This window comes from Neptuniibacter sp. SY11_33, from assembly GCF_047778025.1.
Lineage (GTDB): Bacteria > Pseudomonadota > Gammaproteobacteria > Pseudomonadales > Balneatricaceae > Neptuniibacter.
This window is the reverse complement of the sequence record NZ_CP180543.1, coordinates 816,532-834,076: the sequence shown is the minus strand read 5'-3', so window position 1 is coordinate 834,076 and position 17,545 is coordinate 816,532. Positions and strand designations below refer to the sequence as shown.

The following is a 17,545-nucleotide window of genomic DNA, read 5'->3' as shown; positions in this document are numbered from 1 at the left end:
AACTTTACCTTAACGAATTTTCAGAGATGCCAAGCCAATCAGCACCAAAACTACGGTAATGATCCAGAAGCGAACAATTACACGAGGCTCTGGCCAACCTTTCAATTCAAAATGATGATGCAAAGGCGCCATCCGGAAGATACGGCGACCTGTTAATTTAAACGATGCCACCTGCAAAATTACTGATACTGTTTCAGCAACAAACACACCGCCCATGATGAACAGTACAAATTCCTGACGGACGATAACGGCAATAACACCAAGCGCAGCACCTAAAGACAGGGCACCGACATCACCCATAAACACTTGAGCTGGATAGGTGTTAAACCACAAGAAACCAAGGCCTGCACCAACAATGGCTCCACAGAAAATTATCAGCTCACCAGAACCCGGTACATATGGGATCAATAGATATTCAGCAAAATTAATGTTACCGGACAGATATGCAAATACACCCAATGCTCCTGCCACCATCACGGTTGGCAAAATAGCCAGGCCATCTAAACCATCTGTAAGATTCACCGCATTAGAGCTACCTACAATTACAAAGTAGGTAAAAACGATAAAGAAGATACCGAGATCAATCGACACATCTTTTAGGAATGGAATCAGTAGTTCTGTTTCCACCGGTGTGGAAGCCATGCAATAGAGTAATACTGCAGCACCAATGCCACCTACTGACTGCCACAAATACTTCCACTTAGCCGGCAAGCCTCTCGGGTTTTTCTCAACCACTTTACGATAATCATCAACCCAGCCAACTGCACCAAAAATAAGCGTCACGCCCAAAGTAATCCATACATAAGGGTTAGACAGATCACTCCATAAAAGGGTACTAATCGCAATTGCAACTAGGATCAAAGCACCACCCATTGTCGGTGTACCTGCTTTGCTCAAATGCGTCTGAGGACCGTCATCTCGTACCGCTTGACCAATCTGATTACTACGCAGTTTGTTGATCATATGAGGGCCGACCCACAAAGCTATCAACAATGCTGTTAATACACCCAAAATCCCACGCAGGGTTAGGTACTGAAATACAGCAAAGCCGCTGTAATATTCCGATAAAAATTCTGCCAGCAGTGGTAGCATTGCCTTCTATTCCCCTTCAGTCAGGTTCTTTACGACCTGATCCATCGCAGCGCTTCGCGAGCCTTTAATCAGAATATTAGTATTCTGATCAGCCAACTCTTCCAAGGCCGCAGTTAATTCTTCACGTGTTTCAAAATGCATTCCCTGCCCATCTGCTGCAGCGTTATACGCTGAAACAGAGTGCCGGGACAGCACGCCAGTTGCATAAAAACAACTAACCCCCTTCTGCGCTGCCCGACAACCTACCTTTGCATGCTGATCAGCAGCATCTGCCCCTAACTCAGCCATATCTCCTAAAACCAATACTGATTTACCCGGCAAACTAACCAGCAGGTCCACTGCTGCATTTACCGAACCAGGATTGGCGTTATAACTATCATCAATCACCTGAGCCCCAGACGCTGTCATCAAGCAACGCATACGTCCAGATACCGCAGTGAAGGATTCTAAACCGCTGCAAATTTCCGCTAGCGGCATTCCTTTAGCGCTCACTGCAGCTGCTGCAGCTAGAGCATTCGCAACGTTATGCTGCCCCATCACCTGCAGCTGCACCGTTTGAGATTCAGAGCCTCGGTGCAAAACAAAAGAAAAACAGCCATTGCTAGACGGTGTTAAGTCCGACGCATACACAGCGGCATTTTCAGAGTTAAGAGAGAAGTTACTCTGCGGCTTTCCTTGATTTTGATTTAACCAATACTCTGTGTGCGGATCATCTAGGTTGATGACAGCCGTACCTTGAGTTTTGCCTAACCGCGAAAAGATCTCTGATTTCGCTTCGACTACACCTTGCAGAGAGCCAAACCCTTCTAAATGAGCACCCATCGCGTTATTCAAAATCGCGACATCAGGCAGAGATATTGCTGTCGTATAAGCAATCTCACCACCCGCACTGGCACCTTGTTCAATTACAGCAATTTGATGCTGTTCACTTAATTCGAACAGCGTTAGCGGTACGCCAATGTCATTATTCAAATTACCTTTGGTAGCCAATACCTGATTGTTCTGAGACAGAATCGCAAATAGCATCTCTTTAACTGTCGTTTTACCACTACTGCCTGTCACCGCATAAACAGTGCCATCAAAGCGCTGGCGATTCGCTTGCGCAATGTTCCCTAAAGCAATACGAGTATCTTCAACTTGCCACAACGGCGCTTGTACTTCGGGCATAGGTCGAGAAACAACTGCAGCGACCGCGCCTTTTTCAAGCGCCTGTTCTATAAACTGATGACCATCAAAATTAGGGCCAACCAGTGCCACAAATAGATCGCCCTGCTTAATTGTACGCGTGTCTGTACTGACACCTGTAAATTCAGTATCAGCCGTTATCTGCCCGCCAAAAGTTTGCTGTAACTGCTGCAAAAACCACTGACCAATCATACCGCCACCCCTAAAACTGACTTACTCACATCAACATCACTAAATGGGTAACGTGTACCAGCAATCTCTTGATAATTTTCGTGACCTTTACCTGCGATCAATACGACATCTTCTGGTGAAGCAGCATTGATCGCCATTCTGATCGCTTCTGCACGATCCGCTTCAACATCCGCCTGATGATCATGAATACCGCTCTCGATCATCTCAATAATGCTATCTGGCTGTTCAGTTCTTGGGTTATCGCTAGTCACGACCAACCGATCAGCAAATCGATCTGCAATAGTACCCATAAGCTCTCGCTTACCTGTATCGCGGTCGCCACCACAACCAAACACGCACCACAAACGCCCTGAAGTATGGGCTCTCACAGCTTGAATAGCTTTCTCTAGAGCATCTGGCGTATGTGCATAATCAATAATTACTAACGGCTTATCCGCAGTGACTAATGCCTGCATTCGCCCCGGCACTGCATCTAACTTGGAAAGCCCATGCATAACCTGCTCTCGGCTAAAACCTTGTTCGGATAACAACGCCGCCACAAGAAGCAGATTATCCAGATTAAATTCGCCGATAATTTTACTCGCGAAAGCAAAGTTGCCTTGCGCCGTTTTAAGCTCCGCTTCGATGCCATGCAAAGCTAAACGGTATGCAGCGATCAGATAATCACCTTGTGCACGCCCAACCGCTACTTTTTTACCTTGAACTTCAGCATCTGCTAACAGCGTTTGACCAAAAGCATCATCACTGTTGATTACCGAAGCTTTTAGATCAAAACGTTTAAACAATCTTGCCTTAGCCGCACCGTAAGAAGTCATAGAACCGTGGTAATCCAAATGATCACGGCTTAAGTTGGTAAATGCGGCATAATCAAATTCAACCCCTGCAACTCGGCCTTGCTGCAGAGCGTGACTAGAGACTTCCATCACAACGCTTTCAGCACCTGCAGCGCGTAATTCAGCAAACAAACGCTGCAAACCTACAGCATCGGGTGTTGTATGAGTTGCCTGCTCTAACTGACCCGGGAAACCATTTCCAATCGTGCCAACAATTGCTGTTTTCGTGCCTATCGCATTCATCGCCTGAGCAACAAAATGTGCACAAGATGTCTTACCGTTAGTCCCCGTAATGCCAATCACATTCAAATGACGACTTGGATGACCATAAAAATTCGCAGCCACAGGGCCAATCTGACTAACTAAATCAGGCACAGAAATCACAGGGATACCAAGCGAAGGACAATCATCAACCTCGCGACTATCCAACAAAACCGCAACTGCACCACTTTTTTCAGCCGCTTCAACGAAATCGACACCACGATGCTGAATGCCTGATCGAGCAATAAACAAAGTGCCGGGTGAAACCGTGCGGCTATCTTGCGAAATAGCAGATACGACAATGCCGGCGTAAGTTTCGTCAACCCACTCCGGCGCAATCTCTTTCAATGTTCTACTTATTTCCAACATAGTCACCTCATTCAACGCTGAGCAACCTGCTTATTCACTTCTGGCCAATTATCCGGTGGGATATTCATCAAACGCAAAGCTCCACCTACCGCTCTTGAAAAAACCGGAGCTGCTACCTCACCACCGTAATATTCCTGTCCTTTTGGGTTATCAATCATCACCACTGTGACTAAGCGCGGATCACTTACCGGCGCCAAACCAGCAAAAGTGGATATGTACTGATCATCAATATACCCACCGCGGCCAACTTTATGCACAGTGCCCGTTTTACCTGCCACTCGATACCCCTGCACAGCAGCTCTACGACCCGTACCTTTAACGCTAATCACAGTTTCCATCATTTCACGGACATCAACCGCCACATCCGCAGGCATGACTCGAACAGGTTTGCCTGCTTCGTTTTGTCGGATCAAACTCACTGGGCTCACAACACCATCATTAGCCAACGCCAAATATGACTGCGCTAGCTGCAATGGCGTTACCGATAAGCCATAGCCATAAGAAAGCGTCGCCCGCTCTACTTGCTGTCTCGAATTCAGATAAGGCAGATAACCCGTACTTTCACCCGGGAATCCGATTCCTGTTGCCTGCCCTAAGCCTAAATTGTGATACAGATTACGTACCGATCCTTCAGGTAAGCTTAACGACAGCTTCGTTACACCAACATTGCTGGATTTCGTAATAATGGTGGAGATATCTATCTCGCCGTAATTACGATGATCTCTAATCGTTTTACCTTTAACACGCATATAACCAGGCGCAGTATTTACGATCGTTTCCGGCTCGTATTCACCGCTCATCAACGCTGCAGCAACAGTCATGGGCTTAACTGTCGAGCCCGGCTCAAATGTATCGGTTAACGCCCTGTTTCTTAATGCCGTCGATATTCTCTGTTTAGGATCATTCGGGTTGTAAGATGGCTGATTAACCATCGCTAACACTTCGCCCGTGGATGCATCTAGCATCACAATCGACCCGCCATCAGCTTTATGCGCTTCAACTGACGCTTTTAATTCTCTATACGCTAGATATTGCAGCCTTAAATCGATGCTTAGCTGAATATCATTACCATGCAGCGCTGGCTTAACTTCACGAATATGTTTGATCGTTCTACCTAAACGATCTTTCATTACAAGCTGTTTACCAGCATCAGCCTTTAACCAATCCTCATAAGCCAGCTCTAAACCTTCTTGGCCTTTACCATCCAAGTTGGTAAAACCAACCAGATGCGTTGTAACCTCAGCGGCCGGGTAATAGCGCTTATATTCACGATCAACATGTACACCTGGAATGCGCAAAGCTCTAATTTTTTCAGCTAGTTCAGGTGTAACTTGACGCTGTAAATACAAAAACCTACGGCTACGATTTTCAGATAACTTAGCCAGTAGTTTCTTTTTGTTCGTTTTCAGCAGCACCGCTAGTTTTGACAAACCATCGTGCTGCATATCTGTCATTTTCGGATCAGCCCAAATAGTCGCTACCGGTGCACTCACAGCCAAAGGCTCACCATGCCTATCCGTGATAATCCCTCGATGAGCAGGTACCTGAACCGTTCTCAATGAGCGAGCATCACCTTGGGTTTGCAAAAACGACTGCTCTTCCACATAAAGCGAAAGCATGCGAGCGGTAATACCACCAGCAACGAGCAATAGAAGAACCAGCACCAACCAAAGGCGCCATCCCCTACCAACTGCTGCTTCAGTGTTATCGCTCATGCTTCACGATCTCTATTTGTTCAACGTCTGGCACTTTCATGCCCAACACACTCGTTGCTTGTTGTTCAACTCGGTTATTGGCAGCCCATGCGCTTTGCTCAAGCAACAACTGCCCCCACTCAACTTGAAGCTCATCCCTTTGCTGTATCAATTCCTGATGCTGGTTGAATAACTGCCGATATTCAAAGGCGCTCATTACTACGCCTAAGCACGACACCAAAAGCACCACAACCAACACAAACACCAATAAAAATGGGCTCAGCAACTCTTCAGCACTATAAAAATGGTTTCGACCAGATGAATTCCCCTTCTCATCCTCCTGATCGCCAACCCAATTTTTCCAGAACTTTCCAAGCATCAAGCGACCTTTTCAGCCACTCGCATAACTGCACTTCGAGCCCGTACGTTCTCTTCAGTTTCAGAGGCACTCGCTTTCACGGCCTTACCTACATTCTTAAACCGAATTTTCAACATATCGTTTGTGACCGGAATACCACGTGGAATATGCTCATCGCCTTTAACATGCTGACGAATAAAGCGCTTCACAATCCGATCCTCTAGTGAGTGAAAACTAATAACGACCAAACGCCCACCCACTTTCAACATTTCTAAAGCCTGATCCAAACAACTTTCCAGATCTTCCAATTCACGATTAATGTGAATACGAATACCTTGGAAAGCACGTGTTGCAGGGTTCTTGCCTTTTTCCCAAGCAGGATTGGCTTCAGCTATAATTTTTGAAAGTTGAGCTGTCGTGGTAATAGGCTCTTCCTCACGCTTAGCCACAATCGCTTTCGCCATACGACGGGAGAAACGCTCCTCGCCATAGGTGTAAATCACATCTGCAATTTCTTTCTCTTCTGCGCGAGCGATCCAATCAGCCGCACTTTCACCAGAAGAGGTGTCCATTCGCATATCCAGCGGACCATCATTTAGAAAACTAAAGCCACGGGAAGCATCATCTAACTGTGGTGACGACACACCCAGGTCCAGCAAAATACCATCGACCTGCCCTTGCAAACCACGCTCTGTTACAAACTCTTGCAATTGCGCAAAACTGCCGTGCGCTATAGAGAAACGACCTTCATCTGCAAAACGTTCATGCGCATGCGCAATAGCGGTTGGATCCTTATCGATCCCCATTAACTGTCCGTCTTCTGCCAATTGATCCAATACCAATGCAGAATGGCCACCACGACCAAAGGTCCCGTCGACATAGAAACCAGACGCGTCCTGCACTAAAGCTTCTACAGCTTCATTTAACAGCACTGTGATATGTTTAAATTCCTGGCTCATTCGTCGTTACTCGATCCGCTACAGCGATAAATTTTGTAATTCTTCAGGCATTGTCATGCCACCTTCTACCTCTTGAAGATACTCTTCGCGGGTAGCTAACCATCTGGACTCACTCCAGATTTCAAATTTCTGCCCTTGCCCCAACAACACAATCTTTTTATCGAGCTCCGCATACTCTCGAAGTGGAGCAGGCAAAAGCAATCGCCCATTTCCATCCATATCAAGATCAGTTGCATGACCAATCAATAGACGCTGAATTCGACGCGCTGCGGCATTAAAGCTGGGCAAGCTTTCAATTTTTTCCTGAATAACTTCCCATTCTTCCAGTGGATAAAGCAGTAAACAGCGCTCTTCAGTATCAATCGTAGCCACGAGCTGACCATCGCAACACGTCGCGATTTTCTCGCGATAACGTGCCGGAATCGCCATGCGTCCCTTAGCATCCAGATTGATTTGATTAACGCCTCTAAACATTTTCGGCTCTCAAAACCCACTTAAATTACAGAAAAACCCACTTTTACCCACTTTATCCCACTAGAGCACACTATAGAAAGTAACCCCAACTAAAGCAAGGCTGAAAGCGCCGTAAATGACGGTTATCAGAGATCAAACATTAGAGAAATGCATACAGAGATAAGCTCCCAAAAACAAAGCATCGAGAGACTGCATATAAAACAATGAATTAGGTGAATCAGGCCTTTATAGGAAAAGCAGTGGACACCGCTCTTCCTGAAAAGAAAGAATAATGAGGAGTTTGCCGATAAGCCGGGTTCTGTCGTGGACAATCATTCATCTGGGATGCATATCACTACGCACCTCAAGCAACCTACCCGGTTCCAGCGCGGGTCACGCCTATAGGAACCCTATTTGGTCTTGCTCCGAGTGGGGTTTACCATGCCGTGGAGTGTTACCACCCACGCGGTGCGCTCTTACCGCACCATTTCAACCTTACCGGCATCCGAAGATGCTTAGGCGGTATATTTTCTGCTGCACTTTCCGTCGACTCGCGCCGCCCAGACGTTATCTGGCACTCTACCCTTTGGAGCCCGGACTTTCCTCCACCTTCAAAGAAGGCAGCGACTGCCTGGCAAACTCCTCGGCGCGAATTCTAACAAAAGCTTATTGAGTTAGCGATCTAAAGCCGCCTGATAAAGCACTTTTTTCTTCAAACCGGTAATTTTCGCCGCCAAAGAAGCAGCCTGACTCGCTGGCAGCTCTGCAAGAAGAATATCCAACACCTCTAGAGCCTTAGCATCCAACTCGACCACACCTTTATTTTCCATGCCGTGAACCAAAACAACAAACTCACCGCGCTGCTGATTGGAATCAGCCTCCATCCACTCTATGACAGCATCCAACTTATCCACATGGATCGTTTCATAAGTTTTTGTTAGCTCCCGAGCAATTCCCACAACGCGCTCACCACCAAAGACCGACTGCATATCTTTCAGGGAGGCCACAATACGATGCGGAGATTCATAAAAAATCAGCGTTCGCGCCTCATCAACCAATCCCTTAAGTTGCTGCTTACGTCCACTCGATTTATGCGGCAAAAATCCTTCAAATATAAATCGATCGGTTGGCAAACCTGCGGCTGACAAAGCCGCAATAAAAGCCACACAACCAGGAACAGGCACAACTTTAAAACCCTGCTCTCTAACCCCCTGAACGACAACATATCCAGGATCCGAAATTAGTGGAGTTCCAGCATCAGAAATGAGCGCAACACTGGCACCAGATTGCAACTGGTGTACAATCGTCTCAATTCGCTGGCGTTCGTTATGCTCATGGACGGAAACAAGGCGGGTATTGATACCAAAATGCGCCATCAAACGGGCACTATGACGTGTGTCCTCAGCAGCTATCAACTCAACTCGCTGCAAGACCTCAATAGCGCGAGGTGTCATATCCTGCAGATTTCCTATTGGCGTTGCTACAACGTACAGTGCGGGTTCTAACATTACAGATACCATCTTAAAACGTGGGTTGCGAAGTATATGAAATTTCAGTGGCGCCTGTCTCTTTCAGCAATTTTAATCAGCACAATTATTTCTGGCTGTTCAGTTAGCACTACATCCACGAAACCAACGCTGACAGCAGCTGAACAAGACCAACAGCGAGTAGAAAGCCTACTCAATAAAGCAAATTCCGCAAAACCGATCAAATCTGCTCAGTATCGCGCAGATGCCGCGAAGATATTGCTTAGCCTAGGCCGTAAGCAGGAAGCTGCCGCCGTACTTAGCCAAATAGACATTGCTCTTTTAGCTCCATCTCTTCGCTTTGAGATCGCCAAACTCCAAGCTGAAGCTTCACTTGAACAGAACCAACCGGAACAAGCTCTACAGCAACTCGACAGGTTAAATGGTTTATCGGATCTTAAACTCCTGACTGAGCAAGAAATCCTAATCCTTGAGTTACGCGCCCAAGCCTTCCAGCTTCAACAACAACATTTTAGCGAAGCTAAAGAACTGATTCGCTTAAGCCAATTGCTAGATACAGATGCAGCAAAACAAATCCTGCACGACCAAATCTGGAATAGCTTACTAAAAATTAAAGCAACTCAGCTTTCCGAACTCATTCGTAGCGGTACTAATAGCTATCATGAGCAAGGCTGGCTGGAGCTAGCTTACGAGCTGAGCCTCAATACACAGCTAGACACGCAAAACCAAGCACTAAATAACTGGGCCGTGTTATGGGAATCCCATCCCGCCCAAAAACTCCCACCGCAATCTCTTAGCGGACTGAGCACACAAACATTTTCAGCTAAAAAAATAGCCGTATTACTGCCACTTGAAGGAAAACTATCCAAACCTGCCAACGCCATCAAAGAAGGCATCATGATGGCTCATTTACGTAGCCAACAACCAGGCAAGCCATCTCCTGAGCTTTTATTTCTTGATTCTGAGAAAATAAACACCCCTATTCAGCTCGCTTCAATCGTTAACGAGCAGCAAGTTGATATGATTATCGGGCCTTTAGCTAAAGACTATGTTTCAACTTTGGCTGCCGATCAGCATATCCAAGTACCTGTGCTTGCCCTTAACTACACCGATTCACCCGCTCGTGAAGGTATCTACCAATTCGGTCTTTCAGCCGAAGATGAAGCCATTCAAATTGCGGAGCGCGCATGGAAAGACGGCATCAGCCGTGCCGCAGTGTTAACACCAAATAGCGCCTGGGGTGAAAAAATCAGCAAGGCTTTTGAAGAACACTTTACAGACTTAGGCGGCATGGTCGTACACTCAAGTAACTTTGGGGATATCAGCGAATTCTCGGAGCATGTGAGTCAATTTTTATCCACAGATAAAAGCAAGCAACGCTATAAGAACGTAAGAAAAGTAGTTTATACCCATAAAATTGAATTTGAGGAGCACCGCCGCCATGATATGGAAGCTATCATCCTCACAGCGCTACCAAATGATGCAAGACAGCTAAACACCATGCTGGCTTATAACTTTGCTGGCGATCTGCCAATTTATGCAACTTCGCATGTTTTCAGTGGTAGTAACAACCCGATCCAAGACCAGGACCTAAATAACGTTACCTTCCTAGGCACCCCATGGAACCTTAAGCCACCGTCACAAGACAAAGTACTTATTTCACAACAACGAAAAGATACAAATAGTCGCTTTGGTCGCTTATACGCTCTAGGTCTTGATGCTTACCGCATTCATCCATATCTAAAACAATTAAGCGCCGTTCCTGGCACACAGATCAACGGCGAAACAGGCCAACTTAGTATTAACAATAACGGCCTTGTTTTCAGAACACTAACCTGGGCCAAATACAAAGATGGCATCCCACAAATTATTGAGTAAATAATCTTCATGGATAGAAACAAAACCGGCAAGGACGCCGAAAAACACGCTGAAAGATTCCTCTCAAAAAATAAGCTCACCCTAGTCGAACGCAACTACCATTGCCGCTTCGGCGAGATCGATCTAATTATGTTAGATCGACGCACCCTTGTATTTGTCGAAGTCCGTTATCGTAATTCTAAAAAGTTTGGCGGCGCCGCCGCTTCAGTTACATCAGCCAAACAACGAAAGATCATTAAGGCTGCACAGCATTATTTAAGCCACAAAACGCAATTTTCGAATAATAATTGTCGATTTGACGTGATTGCTTACGAATATGATGCAGCACCAACGAAGCCGCTGTGGTATAAAGATGCCTTTAGAACTTAAGGTAAACGATTAAGGACAGCATGGAACTCGAAGACCGCATTGTCAGCCAGTTTCACAACTCAATGGAAGTCAACGCAATCACCATTGAGCAGTACACCCCCCTTATTGCCCATGCTGGCGAACTTTTACTCCATTGTCTTGTCAGTGAGAACAAGATTCTCTGCTGCGCCAATGGAGCCTCATCATCTTTAGGGCAACATTTCACTGCACTTTTGATGAACAGATTTAGGCATGAGCGTCCAGGACTACCCGCAATCAACATTAATTCAGATGGCGCTACATTAAGCGCAATCTGTGAAGATAGCGGTTTTATGGATGCACAAGCCAAGCAGATTCATGCTTTAGGCCAACCTGGGGACATTTTATTACTGATAACACCTCACGGCCGTTCCAGCAGCCTTGTTCAAGCAATACAGGCAGCCCATGATCGTGAGATGACTATTATCGTATTAAATGGTTCTGATGGTGGCGATATCACAGCGCTTCTCAGCCCAGAAGAGATCGAGATATGCGTACCTAGCGACGATAGCTCGTTAGTTCACCATGCGCAGTTACTTGTTTTGCACTCTTTATGCGATTTAATTGACTACCAACTTTTTGGAAGCGAATAAACATGATCAACAAAAAGACCTTTAGTTTAATTGCTGGAATTAGTTTATCTCTACTGGTTACCGGCTGTTCCGATATTCTAAGCGCCGGAAGAGAAGGCCCAATTCAGGAAGATCCAGGCAACAGAACCGTTGGCTCATACATAGATGATGAAGTAATTGAAACACTATCTATGGTTAACCTTGCCAAGGGTTCAGAACAGATGCAGGCGACCAATATTAGCGTAACAAGCTACAACGGAGTTGTATTGCTAACTGGCCAAGCACCTACTGAAAGCGCAAGACAGGAAGCTGAACAGATCGTCAGTCAAGTACGCAAAGTACGCAAGATTCATAACGAAGTTAAAATTTCGGGCGTATCATCCACTATCGCCCGCACAAACGATGCTTGGCTAACCACTAAAGTTAAGGCTGAGCTGTTAACAAATGAATCGGTTGATGGATCTCGTATCAAGGTAGTAACTGATAGCAGCACCGTTTACCTTATGGGCCTTGTAAATCCTCAAGAATCCGAGAATGCGATCAATATCGTAAGAAATATCGCTGGCGTAGAGAAAATTGTAAAAGTATTTGAATACGTTAATCGATAACAAACATGGTGCGTACTAACTCTCAGTACGCACCTTATATTCTTTAACTTCCTGCTATTACTTTACAACTTTTAATGACGGTCTTTTCGACTTAGCAGGTTTTTCAGCTTCCTTAGGCTCATCCGCATCCATATCTTCCACATTATCTAGAATTGCCAACTCCTGCGTATAGCAATCAACACCAGGCTCACCACCAAAGCCCATACCCTGGCCATTTTCGCGCGCATAGATAGCCAAGATAGCAACCATTGGCACATATACATCCATCGGCTGACCCGAAAAACGCGCATTAAAAGACAACGCTCGATCATCCAGATAAAAATCCCGAACTGCTGATGGATTAATATTTAAAACAATCTGGCCTTCATCAACAAACTGCGTAGGGACTGTAACATCATCTTGGGTAGCATCGACCAATAGATGAGGTGTTAAATCACAATCCAATAACCAGTCATACAGTGCTTTAACAAGATAAGGGCGACTCGGCTTCATTTCTTTATCCAAACATTCAACAAAATAACGACATAAAAAAAGGGATGAAACATCATCCCTTTTTTAACTTTACTACGAAACAATTAATCGCGCATTTCACGCTCTGCTTCTGACAAGCTCATTTGGAAAGATTCACGCTCAAATAAGCGCTCCATATACTTAACCAAAGGCTTGCACTGATCTTCTGGAAGATCGATGCCCAATAACGGCAAACGCCACAATAGCGGAGCTAGGCAGCAATCAACTAAAGTAAACTCTTCACTCATGAAGAAAGGTTTGTCAGCAAAAATCGGTGAAATCGTAATCAAGCTGTCACGCAGCTCTTTACGAACTTCTTCTGCTGTATCTTCATCATCAGCCATCGCTGCTTCAATGATCTTATCCGCCAAATCACACCAGTCACGCTGGATGCGATACATATATAGTCGGCTTTCAGCACGAGCTACAGGATAAACAGGCAATAGCGGCGGATGCGGGAAGCGCTCATCAAGATATTCCATCATCACATTCGGCTCATAAAGAACCAAATCGCGATCCAACAAAGTTGGCAGGCTATTGTACGGATTCATTGAAGTTAGATCTTCAGGAAGATTACCTTCATCACAATCATGAATCTCTACAGCAACACCCTTTTCTGCCAGGACGATACGAACTCGATGGCTATACTGGTCCTCGCCATTAGAGTAGAAGGACATGGAAGAACGTTTTGCCACAACACCCATTAAGAATACCCCTTATTAGAAACAGATACGCGGCCCCTTAAAAAAGAGGCCGCGTTTTAAAGCTCACGATTATATCGTAAAGCTATTAGTGTACATCTCTCCAGAATTCTTTCTTCAGCGCGTACGCAAGGAAGAAGAATAGGAACAAGAAGATCAACACGTAAGTACCGATACGCTGAGAATCCAACTTAGATGGCTCACCCATGTAAACCATGAAGTTAACTAGATCATATACTAGCGCATCAAACTCTTCAGTAGACAGCTCACCTGTGCCCTTCTTAACAGAAGTACAAGTAGTTAGCGGCTTGTTAGTTAGAGGATCAATGCCCTCACCACGCAAACCGTGAGCGTTCATTTCTTCCCAAGAACAGCTTGCAACAACTTCACCCTGTAGCGGGCCAAGTACGTTCGGCATACCAACGTCTTTGAATACTGCATTGTTCACGCCCCATGGACGAGACTCATCAGCATAGAAACTACGTAGGTAAGTGTACAACCAATCTGGACCACGTAGACGCGCTTCTAGCGTAAGGTCTGGTGGAGGGTTACCGAACCACTTACCAGCATCGCCTTTGTCCATAGAGATAGTCATCTGCTCACCCACTTTGTGATCACCAAAGATCAAGTGTTCAGCAACAAGCTCTGGATTCATACCTAGATCTAGCGCAGCACGCTCATAACGCTGAAACTCAGCAGAGTGACAGCCCAAGCAGTAGTTTACAAACGTTTGCATACCACGCTGCAAAGATGCCTGGTTATGCAGATCAACGTCCATCTCATCTAGGTGACCTTTAGCGCCACCAGCAGCACTTGCAGCCATAGGCAGTGCCGCCATTACTAATGCAATAAGAAACTTTTTCATTAGCCTGTAACCCTTTCTGGAACTGGTTTAGTACTTTCCATTTTGGTGTAGATCGGCATCAGGAAGAAGTACGCGAAGTACAGACCTGTACAAATCTGAGCCGCTAACGTACGACCTGGAGTAGATGCAACAACACCTAAGTAACCCAGAATTACGAAGCACACACAGAAGATCACTAACCACAGTTTGCTCATCCAGCCTTTGTAGCGGATAGATTTAACTGGGCTGCGATCCAACCAAGGAAGCACAAACAAGATAGCAATCGCTGCACCCATCACAACAACACCAGGGAATTGAGAACCTAGGATTGGCGGGATAGCACGTAGCATCGCGTAGAATGGCGTGAAGTACCATACAGGGGCGATATGCTCAGGCGTTTTCAGCGGGTTAGCTGGCTCAAAGTTTGGCGCCTCAATGAAGTAACCACCACCTTCAGGGAAGAAGAAGACTACCGCACAGAAAACAAATAGGAATACAACCACACCCACAATGTCTTTAACAGAGTAGTAAGGGTGGAATGGGATACCGTCAACAGGTACGCCGTTCTCATCTTTGTTATCTTTAATTTCGATACCGTCTGGGTTGTTAGAACCCACTTCATGTAGCGCGATAATGTGCAGAACAACCAATGCCAATAGAACGATTGGTAGAGCAATTACGTGCAGAGAGAAGAAACGGTTTAGAGTAATACCAGAGATTAGGTAGTCACCACGGATCCATTCCGCTAGTTCTGGACCAACATATGGTACAGCAGCGAATAGAGATACGATTACCTGTGCACCCCAGTAAGACATCTGACCCCATGGCAATAGGTAGCCCATGAACGCTTCAGCCATAAGCGCTAGGTAGATTGTCATACCGAACAGCCATACAAGCTCACGAGGCTTACGGTAAGAACCGTACATCATGCCACGAAGCATGTGCAGGTAAACAACTACGAAGAATGCAGACGCACCGGTAGAGTGCATATAGCGCAGCAACCAACCGTATTCAACATCACGCATGATGTATTCGATAGAAGCAAACGCACCTTCAGCAGAAGGGTTGTAAGACATTGTTAGCCAGATACCCGTTAGGATCTGGTTAACAAGCACTAGAAGTGCCAATGAACCAAAGAAGTACCAGAAGTTAAAGTTCTTTGGAGCGTAGTATTTAGATAGGTGATCTTCCCACATAGCTGTAGCTGGGAAACGATCATCAATCCAACCCATGATACCTGGGTTACCTTTGTTACGAGAACCAGCCATTATGCAGTCTCCTGATCAATACCTACGATGATCACATTTTCGCTCTCATAGTGATGAGGCGGGATCACAAGGTTACTTGGAGCCGGGGAACCGTTCATTACACGACCAGAAAGGTCAAAACGAGAACCATGACATGGGCAGTAATAACCGCCAACCCAATCTTCACCCTGACCAGATGTAACACCTACTTCAGGAAGATAAGTTGGAGAACAACCTAGGTGAGTACAAATACCTACCAAAACAGCGATATCTTCACGTAGAGAACGCGCAGGGGTTTTTGGAATGTAATCAGGCTGCTGTGCAGGGTTATCCGATTTTGGATCCTGCAAGTTGCTATCTAGCTTAGCCAGATTAGCCAATGCTTCTTCGCCACGACGAACGATCCACACAGGCTTACCACGCCAGCTAGCAATTACCTGCTGACCTGGTTCCAGTTTACTTACATCCACCTTGACAGGTGCGCCGGCAGTTCTTGCCTTCGCACTCGGCGTCCAGGAAGCTACGAATGGGACAGCGGCTCCTACAGCACCAACCGCACCAACTGCGGATGTAGCACCGATTAGGAGACGGCGCCGACCCTTATTCACGCCATCATTGCTCATTAAGTTATCTCCCCTCAATCGACCTTATTTTATATCTCTGCAGGTGCAAAAATACTCTGGCCGCTAAGAATTTTATAGCTACGGAAATCTGTATCTTAAAAATGGCCCAAATAGTAAAGAAATTACCCCTTTCTTACAAGGTGAATTACTTATTTTTCGCCGTACTTTAGGCCAATGTATTGATATAACGCAGTGCAAAAAAAACGCCCACCCCAATAAAGGGGCAGGCGTTTTTTCTGAATCCAAAATCTTTCGAAAAAGACGTCGAATTAACGCTTGGAGAACTGTGGCTTCTTACGTGCTTTACGTAGACCAACTTTCTTACGTTCAACCATACGAGCGTCACGAGTAACGTAACCTGCTTCACGTAGAGCTGGACGAAGCGTTTCATCAAATTCCATTAGTGCACGAGTGATACCGTGACGGATAGCACCAGCTTGACCGAAGCCGCCGCCGCCTTTAACAGTAACAACAACGTCGAACGCTTCAAGATTGTTAGTTAGCTCAAGAGGCTGACGAACGATCATGCGCGCAGTTTCACGACCGAAGTATTCTTCGATAGTTTTATTGTTAACTGTGATTGCACCTGTACCTGGACGTAGGAAAACACGTGCAGTAGAAGTTTTACGACGACCTGTACCGTAATACTGTGTAGTAGACATGATTATCCTTCCCCTTAAACGTTAAGTTCTTTAGGCTGCTGAGCCTGATGCGGATGTTCTGCACCAGCGTAAACTTTCAGCTTCGCATACATAGCGCGACCTAGCGGACCTTTTGGTAGCATGCCTTTAACAGCAAGCTCGATAGTGCGCTCAGGGAAAGTTTCTACCATCTTCTCGAAAGAAGCTTCTTTCAAACCACCTGGAAAACCAGTGTGGTGGTAGTAAGTTTTATCTTTACGCTTGTTACCAGTAACGCCTACTTTTTCAGCGTTAACAACTACGATGTAGTCACCAGTATCAACGTGTGGAGTGTATTCTGGCTTATGCTTACCACGTAGACGACGTGCAATTTCAGTAGCCAGACGACCCAGAGTTTTACCTTCTGCGTCAACAACGTACCAGTCGCGTTTTACTTCGGCTGGCTTAGCGACGAATGTTTTCATCTGTATAGCCTTTCAACTTTACTCAGATCTCGTTGATTTTAATAATAAAATCGACCGACCTGACTTATAATTATTTGTTGTTCCAATTCACTTAGAGCAACTCTCTTCTGCCCAAAATTTAAGCAAGCCTAAACTTGGGAGCGCGCATTATATATATGGTTAACATATGCCGCAAGAGCAAAAGCAA

The 17,545-nt window shown here is 45.7% G+C and carries 19 protein-coding genes and 1 other RNA gene; 4 read left to right on the top strand and 16 right to left on the bottom strand.

Features of this window, described 5'->3' with window-relative positions; translation table 11 throughout:
• Window positions 1–9: 9 nt before the first annotated feature.
• The 9 genes from mraY to rsmI all read right to left on the bottom strand — a co-directional run bounded on the left by mraY (window position 10) and on the right by rsmI (window position 8,904).
• Complete coding sequence (gene mraY, locus ACMXYV_RS03695) at window positions 10–1,092, bottom strand: phospho-N-acetylmuramoyl-pentapeptide-transferase (protein WP_415890425.1); 1,083 nt, start codon at window positions 1,090–1,092, stop codon at window positions 10–12.
• 6 nt (window positions 1,093–1,098) lie between these two features.
• Complete coding sequence (locus ACMXYV_RS03690) at window positions 1,099–2,469, bottom strand: UDP-N-acetylmuramoyl-tripeptide--D-alanyl-D-alanine ligase (protein ID WP_415890424.1); 1,371 nt, start codon at window positions 2,467–2,469, stop codon at window positions 1,099–1,101.
• On the bottom strand, window positions 2,466–3,932 hold the full coding sequence (locus ACMXYV_RS03685; RefSeq protein WP_415890423.1) for a UDP-N-acetylmuramoyl-L-alanyl-D-glutamate--2,6-diaminopimelate ligase: 1,467 nt from the start codon (window positions 3,930–3,932) through the stop codon (window positions 2,466–2,468). Before ACMXYV_RS03685 ends, ACMXYV_RS03690 begins: the two co-directional genes overlap by 4 nt.
• Window positions 3,933–3,943: 11 nt before the next feature.
• Window positions 3,944–5,647 carry a peptidoglycan D,D-transpeptidase FtsI family protein gene (locus ACMXYV_RS03680; RefSeq protein ID WP_415887101.1) on the bottom strand — a complete coding sequence of 568 codons (1,704 nt, stop codon included), beginning with the start codon at window positions 5,645–5,647 and terminating at the stop codon, window positions 3,944–3,946.
• Entirely contained in the window at window positions 5,637–6,005 is a 369-nt protein-coding gene (gene ftsL, locus ACMXYV_RS03675) for a cell division protein FtsL (RefSeq protein WP_415890422.1), read from the bottom strand. The genes ACMXYV_RS03680 and ftsL overlap by 11 nt, the downstream gene beginning before the upstream one ends.
• A complete protein-coding gene (gene rsmH, locus ACMXYV_RS03670; RefSeq protein WP_415890421.1) occupies window positions 6,005–6,943 on the bottom strand; it encodes a 16S rRNA (cytosine(1402)-N(4))-methyltransferase RsmH in 939 nt (312 codons plus the stop codon). Before rsmH ends, ftsL begins: the two co-directional genes overlap by 1 nt.
• 18 nt (window positions 6,944–6,961) lie before the next feature.
• Window positions 6,962–7,417 carry a division/cell wall cluster transcriptional repressor MraZ gene (gene mraZ / locus ACMXYV_RS03665; protein ID WP_415890420.1) on the bottom strand — a complete coding sequence of 152 codons (456 nt, stop codon included), beginning with the start codon at window positions 7,415–7,417 and terminating at the stop codon, window positions 6,962–6,964.
• 271 nt (window positions 7,418–7,688) lie between these two features.
• An RNA gene (rnpB, locus tag ACMXYV_RS03660) (RNase P RNA component class A) lies at window positions 7,689–8,039 on the bottom strand.
• Between the two features lie 31 nt (window positions 8,040–8,070).
• Window positions 8,071–8,904, bottom strand: a complete 834-nt coding sequence (rsmI, locus tag ACMXYV_RS03655; protein ID WP_415890419.1) for a 16S rRNA (cytidine(1402)-2'-O)-methyltransferase — start codon at window positions 8,902–8,904, stop codon at window positions 8,071–8,073.
• Between the two features lie 36 nt (window positions 8,905–8,940).
• On the opposite strand from rsmI, the gene ACMXYV_RS03650 reads away from it, so the two are divergent.
• Genes ACMXYV_RS03650 through ACMXYV_RS03635 form a run of 4 tightly spaced genes read left to right on the top strand, consistent with a single transcriptional unit; the run spans window position 8,941 to window position 12,328 of the window.
• The gene (locus ACMXYV_RS03650; protein WP_415890418.1) at window positions 8,941–10,761 is read left to right on the top strand and encodes a penicillin-binding protein activator; all 1,821 of its coding nucleotides are present in this window, start codon (window positions 8,941–8,943) and stop codon (window positions 10,759–10,761) included.
• Window positions 10,762–10,770: 9 nt separating this feature from the next.
• Complete coding sequence (locus ACMXYV_RS03645; RefSeq protein ID WP_415890417.1) at window positions 10,771–11,130, top strand: YraN family protein; 360 nt, start codon at window positions 10,771–10,773, stop codon at window positions 11,128–11,130.
• A 20-nt stretch (window positions 11,131–11,150) separates the two neighbouring features.
• Window positions 11,151–11,741, top strand: coding sequence for an SIS domain-containing protein (locus tag ACMXYV_RS03640; RefSeq protein ID WP_415890416.1), 591 nt, complete (start codon window positions 11,151–11,153; stop codon window positions 11,739–11,741).
• Between the two features lie 2 nt (window positions 11,742–11,743).
• Window positions 11,744–12,328, top strand: coding sequence for a BON domain-containing protein (locus ACMXYV_RS03635; protein ID WP_415890415.1), 585 nt, complete (start codon window positions 11,744–11,746; stop codon window positions 12,326–12,328).
• Between the two features lie 57 nt (window positions 12,329–12,385).
• Here ACMXYV_RS03635 and ACMXYV_RS03630 read toward each other — a convergent pair whose 3' ends face one another.
• The 7 genes from ACMXYV_RS03630 to rplM all read right to left on the bottom strand — a co-directional run bounded on the left by ACMXYV_RS03630 (window position 12,386) and on the right by rplM (window position 17,358).
• Window positions 12,386–12,820, bottom strand: a complete 435-nt coding sequence (locus ACMXYV_RS03630) for a ClpXP protease specificity-enhancing factor (protein WP_415890414.1) — start codon at window positions 12,818–12,820, stop codon at window positions 12,386–12,388.
• 83 nt (window positions 12,821–12,903) lie between these two features.
• Window positions 12,904–13,542 (bottom strand): glutathione S-transferase N-terminal domain-containing protein, encoded by a 639-nt coding sequence (locus ACMXYV_RS03625; protein WP_415890413.1) that lies wholly within the window; start codon window positions 13,540–13,542, stop codon window positions 12,904–12,906.
• An 85-nt stretch (window positions 13,543–13,627) separates the two neighbouring features.
• On the bottom strand, window positions 13,628–14,404 hold the full coding sequence (locus tag ACMXYV_RS03620; RefSeq protein WP_415890412.1) for a cytochrome c1: 777 nt from the start codon (window positions 14,402–14,404) through the stop codon (window positions 13,628–13,630).
• The gene (locus tag ACMXYV_RS03615) at window positions 14,404–15,651 is read right to left on the bottom strand and encodes a cytochrome b (RefSeq protein ID WP_415890411.1); all 1,248 of its coding nucleotides are present in this window, start codon (window positions 15,649–15,651) and stop codon (window positions 14,404–14,406) included. Before ACMXYV_RS03615 ends, ACMXYV_RS03620 begins: the two co-directional genes overlap by 1 nt.
• Entirely contained in the window at window positions 15,651–16,253 is a 603-nt protein-coding gene (gene petA, locus ACMXYV_RS03610; protein WP_415883620.1) for a ubiquinol-cytochrome c reductase iron-sulfur subunit, read from the bottom strand. The genes ACMXYV_RS03615 and petA overlap by 1 nt, the downstream gene beginning before the upstream one ends.
• Before the next feature lie 269 nt (window positions 16,254–16,522).
• Window positions 16,523–16,915, bottom strand: a complete 393-nt coding sequence (gene rpsI / locus ACMXYV_RS03605; protein WP_415890410.1) for a 30S ribosomal protein S9 — start codon at window positions 16,913–16,915, stop codon at window positions 16,523–16,525.
• Window positions 16,916–16,929: 14 nt separating this feature from the next.
• Window positions 16,930–17,358, bottom strand: coding sequence for a 50S ribosomal protein L13 (gene rplM / locus ACMXYV_RS03600; protein WP_415883619.1), 429 nt, complete (start codon window positions 17,356–17,358; stop codon window positions 16,930–16,932).
• Between the last annotated feature and the right edge of the window lie 187 nt (window positions 17,359–17,545).

Excerpts from the sequence above, each read along its gene's own strand:
- ACMXYV_RS03685 (WP_415890423.1), bottom strand. The coding sequence starts at position 3,932 with ATGTTGGAAATAAGTAGAACATTGAAAGAGATTGCGCCGGAGTGGGTT.
- rsmI (WP_415890419.1), bottom strand. The coding sequence starts at position 8,904 with ATGTTAGAACCCGCACTGTACGTTGTAGCAACGCCAATAGGAAATCTG.
- ACMXYV_RS03690 (WP_415890424.1), bottom strand. The coding sequence starts at position 2,469 with ATGATTGGTCAGTGGTTTTTGCAGCAGTTACAGCAAACTTTTGGCGGG.
- mraZ (WP_415890420.1), bottom strand. The coding sequence starts at position 7,417 with ATGTTTAGAGGCGTTAATCAAATCAATCTGGATGCTAAGGGACGCATG.
- ACMXYV_RS03625 (WP_415890413.1), bottom strand. The coding sequence starts at position 13,542 with ATGGGTGTTGTGGCAAAACGTTCTTCCATGTCCTTCTACTCTAATGGC.
- ACMXYV_RS03650 (WP_415890418.1), top strand. The coding sequence starts at position 8,941 with ATGAAATTTCAGTGGCGCCTGTCTCTTTCAGCAATTTTAATCAGCACA.
- mraY (WP_415890425.1), bottom strand. The coding sequence starts at position 1,092 with ATGCTACCACTGCTGGCAGAATTTTTATCGGAATATTACAGCGGCTTT.
- ACMXYV_RS03680 (WP_415887101.1), bottom strand. The coding sequence starts at position 5,647 with ATGAGCGATAACACTGAAGCAGCAGTTGGTAGGGGATGGCGCCTTTGG.
- rplM (WP_415883619.1), bottom strand. The coding sequence starts at position 17,358 with ATGAAAACATTCGTCGCTAAGCCAGCCGAAGTAAAACGCGACTGGTAC.
- ACMXYV_RS03615 (WP_415890411.1), bottom strand. The coding sequence starts at position 15,651 with ATGGCTGGTTCTCGTAACAAAGGTAACCCAGGTATCATGGGTTGGATT.
- ACMXYV_RS03630 (WP_415890414.1), bottom strand. The coding sequence starts at position 12,820 with ATGAAGCCGAGTCGCCCTTATCTTGTTAAAGCACTGTATGACTGGTTA.
- ftsL (WP_415890422.1), bottom strand. The coding sequence starts at position 6,005 with ATGCTTGGAAAGTTCTGGAAAAATTGGGTTGGCGATCAGGAGGATGAG.
- ACMXYV_RS03620 (WP_415890412.1), bottom strand. The coding sequence starts at position 14,404 with ATGAAAAAGTTTCTTATTGCATTAGTAATGGCGGCACTGCCTATGGCT.
- rsmH (WP_415890421.1), bottom strand. The coding sequence starts at position 6,943 with ATGAGCCAGGAATTTAAACATATCACAGTGCTGTTAAATGAAGCTGTA.
- petA (WP_415883620.1), bottom strand. The coding sequence starts at position 16,253 with ATGAGCAATGATGGCGTGAATAAGGGTCGGCGCCGTCTCCTAATCGGT.
- rpsI (WP_415890410.1), bottom strand. The coding sequence starts at position 16,915 with ATGTCTACTACACAGTATTACGGTACAGGTCGTCGTAAAACTTCTACT.
- ACMXYV_RS03635 (WP_415890415.1), top strand. The coding sequence starts at position 11,744 with ATGATCAACAAAAAGACCTTTAGTTTAATTGCTGGAATTAGTTTATCT.
- ACMXYV_RS03640 (WP_415890416.1), top strand. The coding sequence starts at position 11,151 with ATGGAACTCGAAGACCGCATTGTCAGCCAGTTTCACAACTCAATGGAA.
- ACMXYV_RS03645 (WP_415890417.1), top strand. The coding sequence starts at position 10,771 with ATGGATAGAAACAAAACCGGCAAGGACGCCGAAAAACACGCTGAAAGA.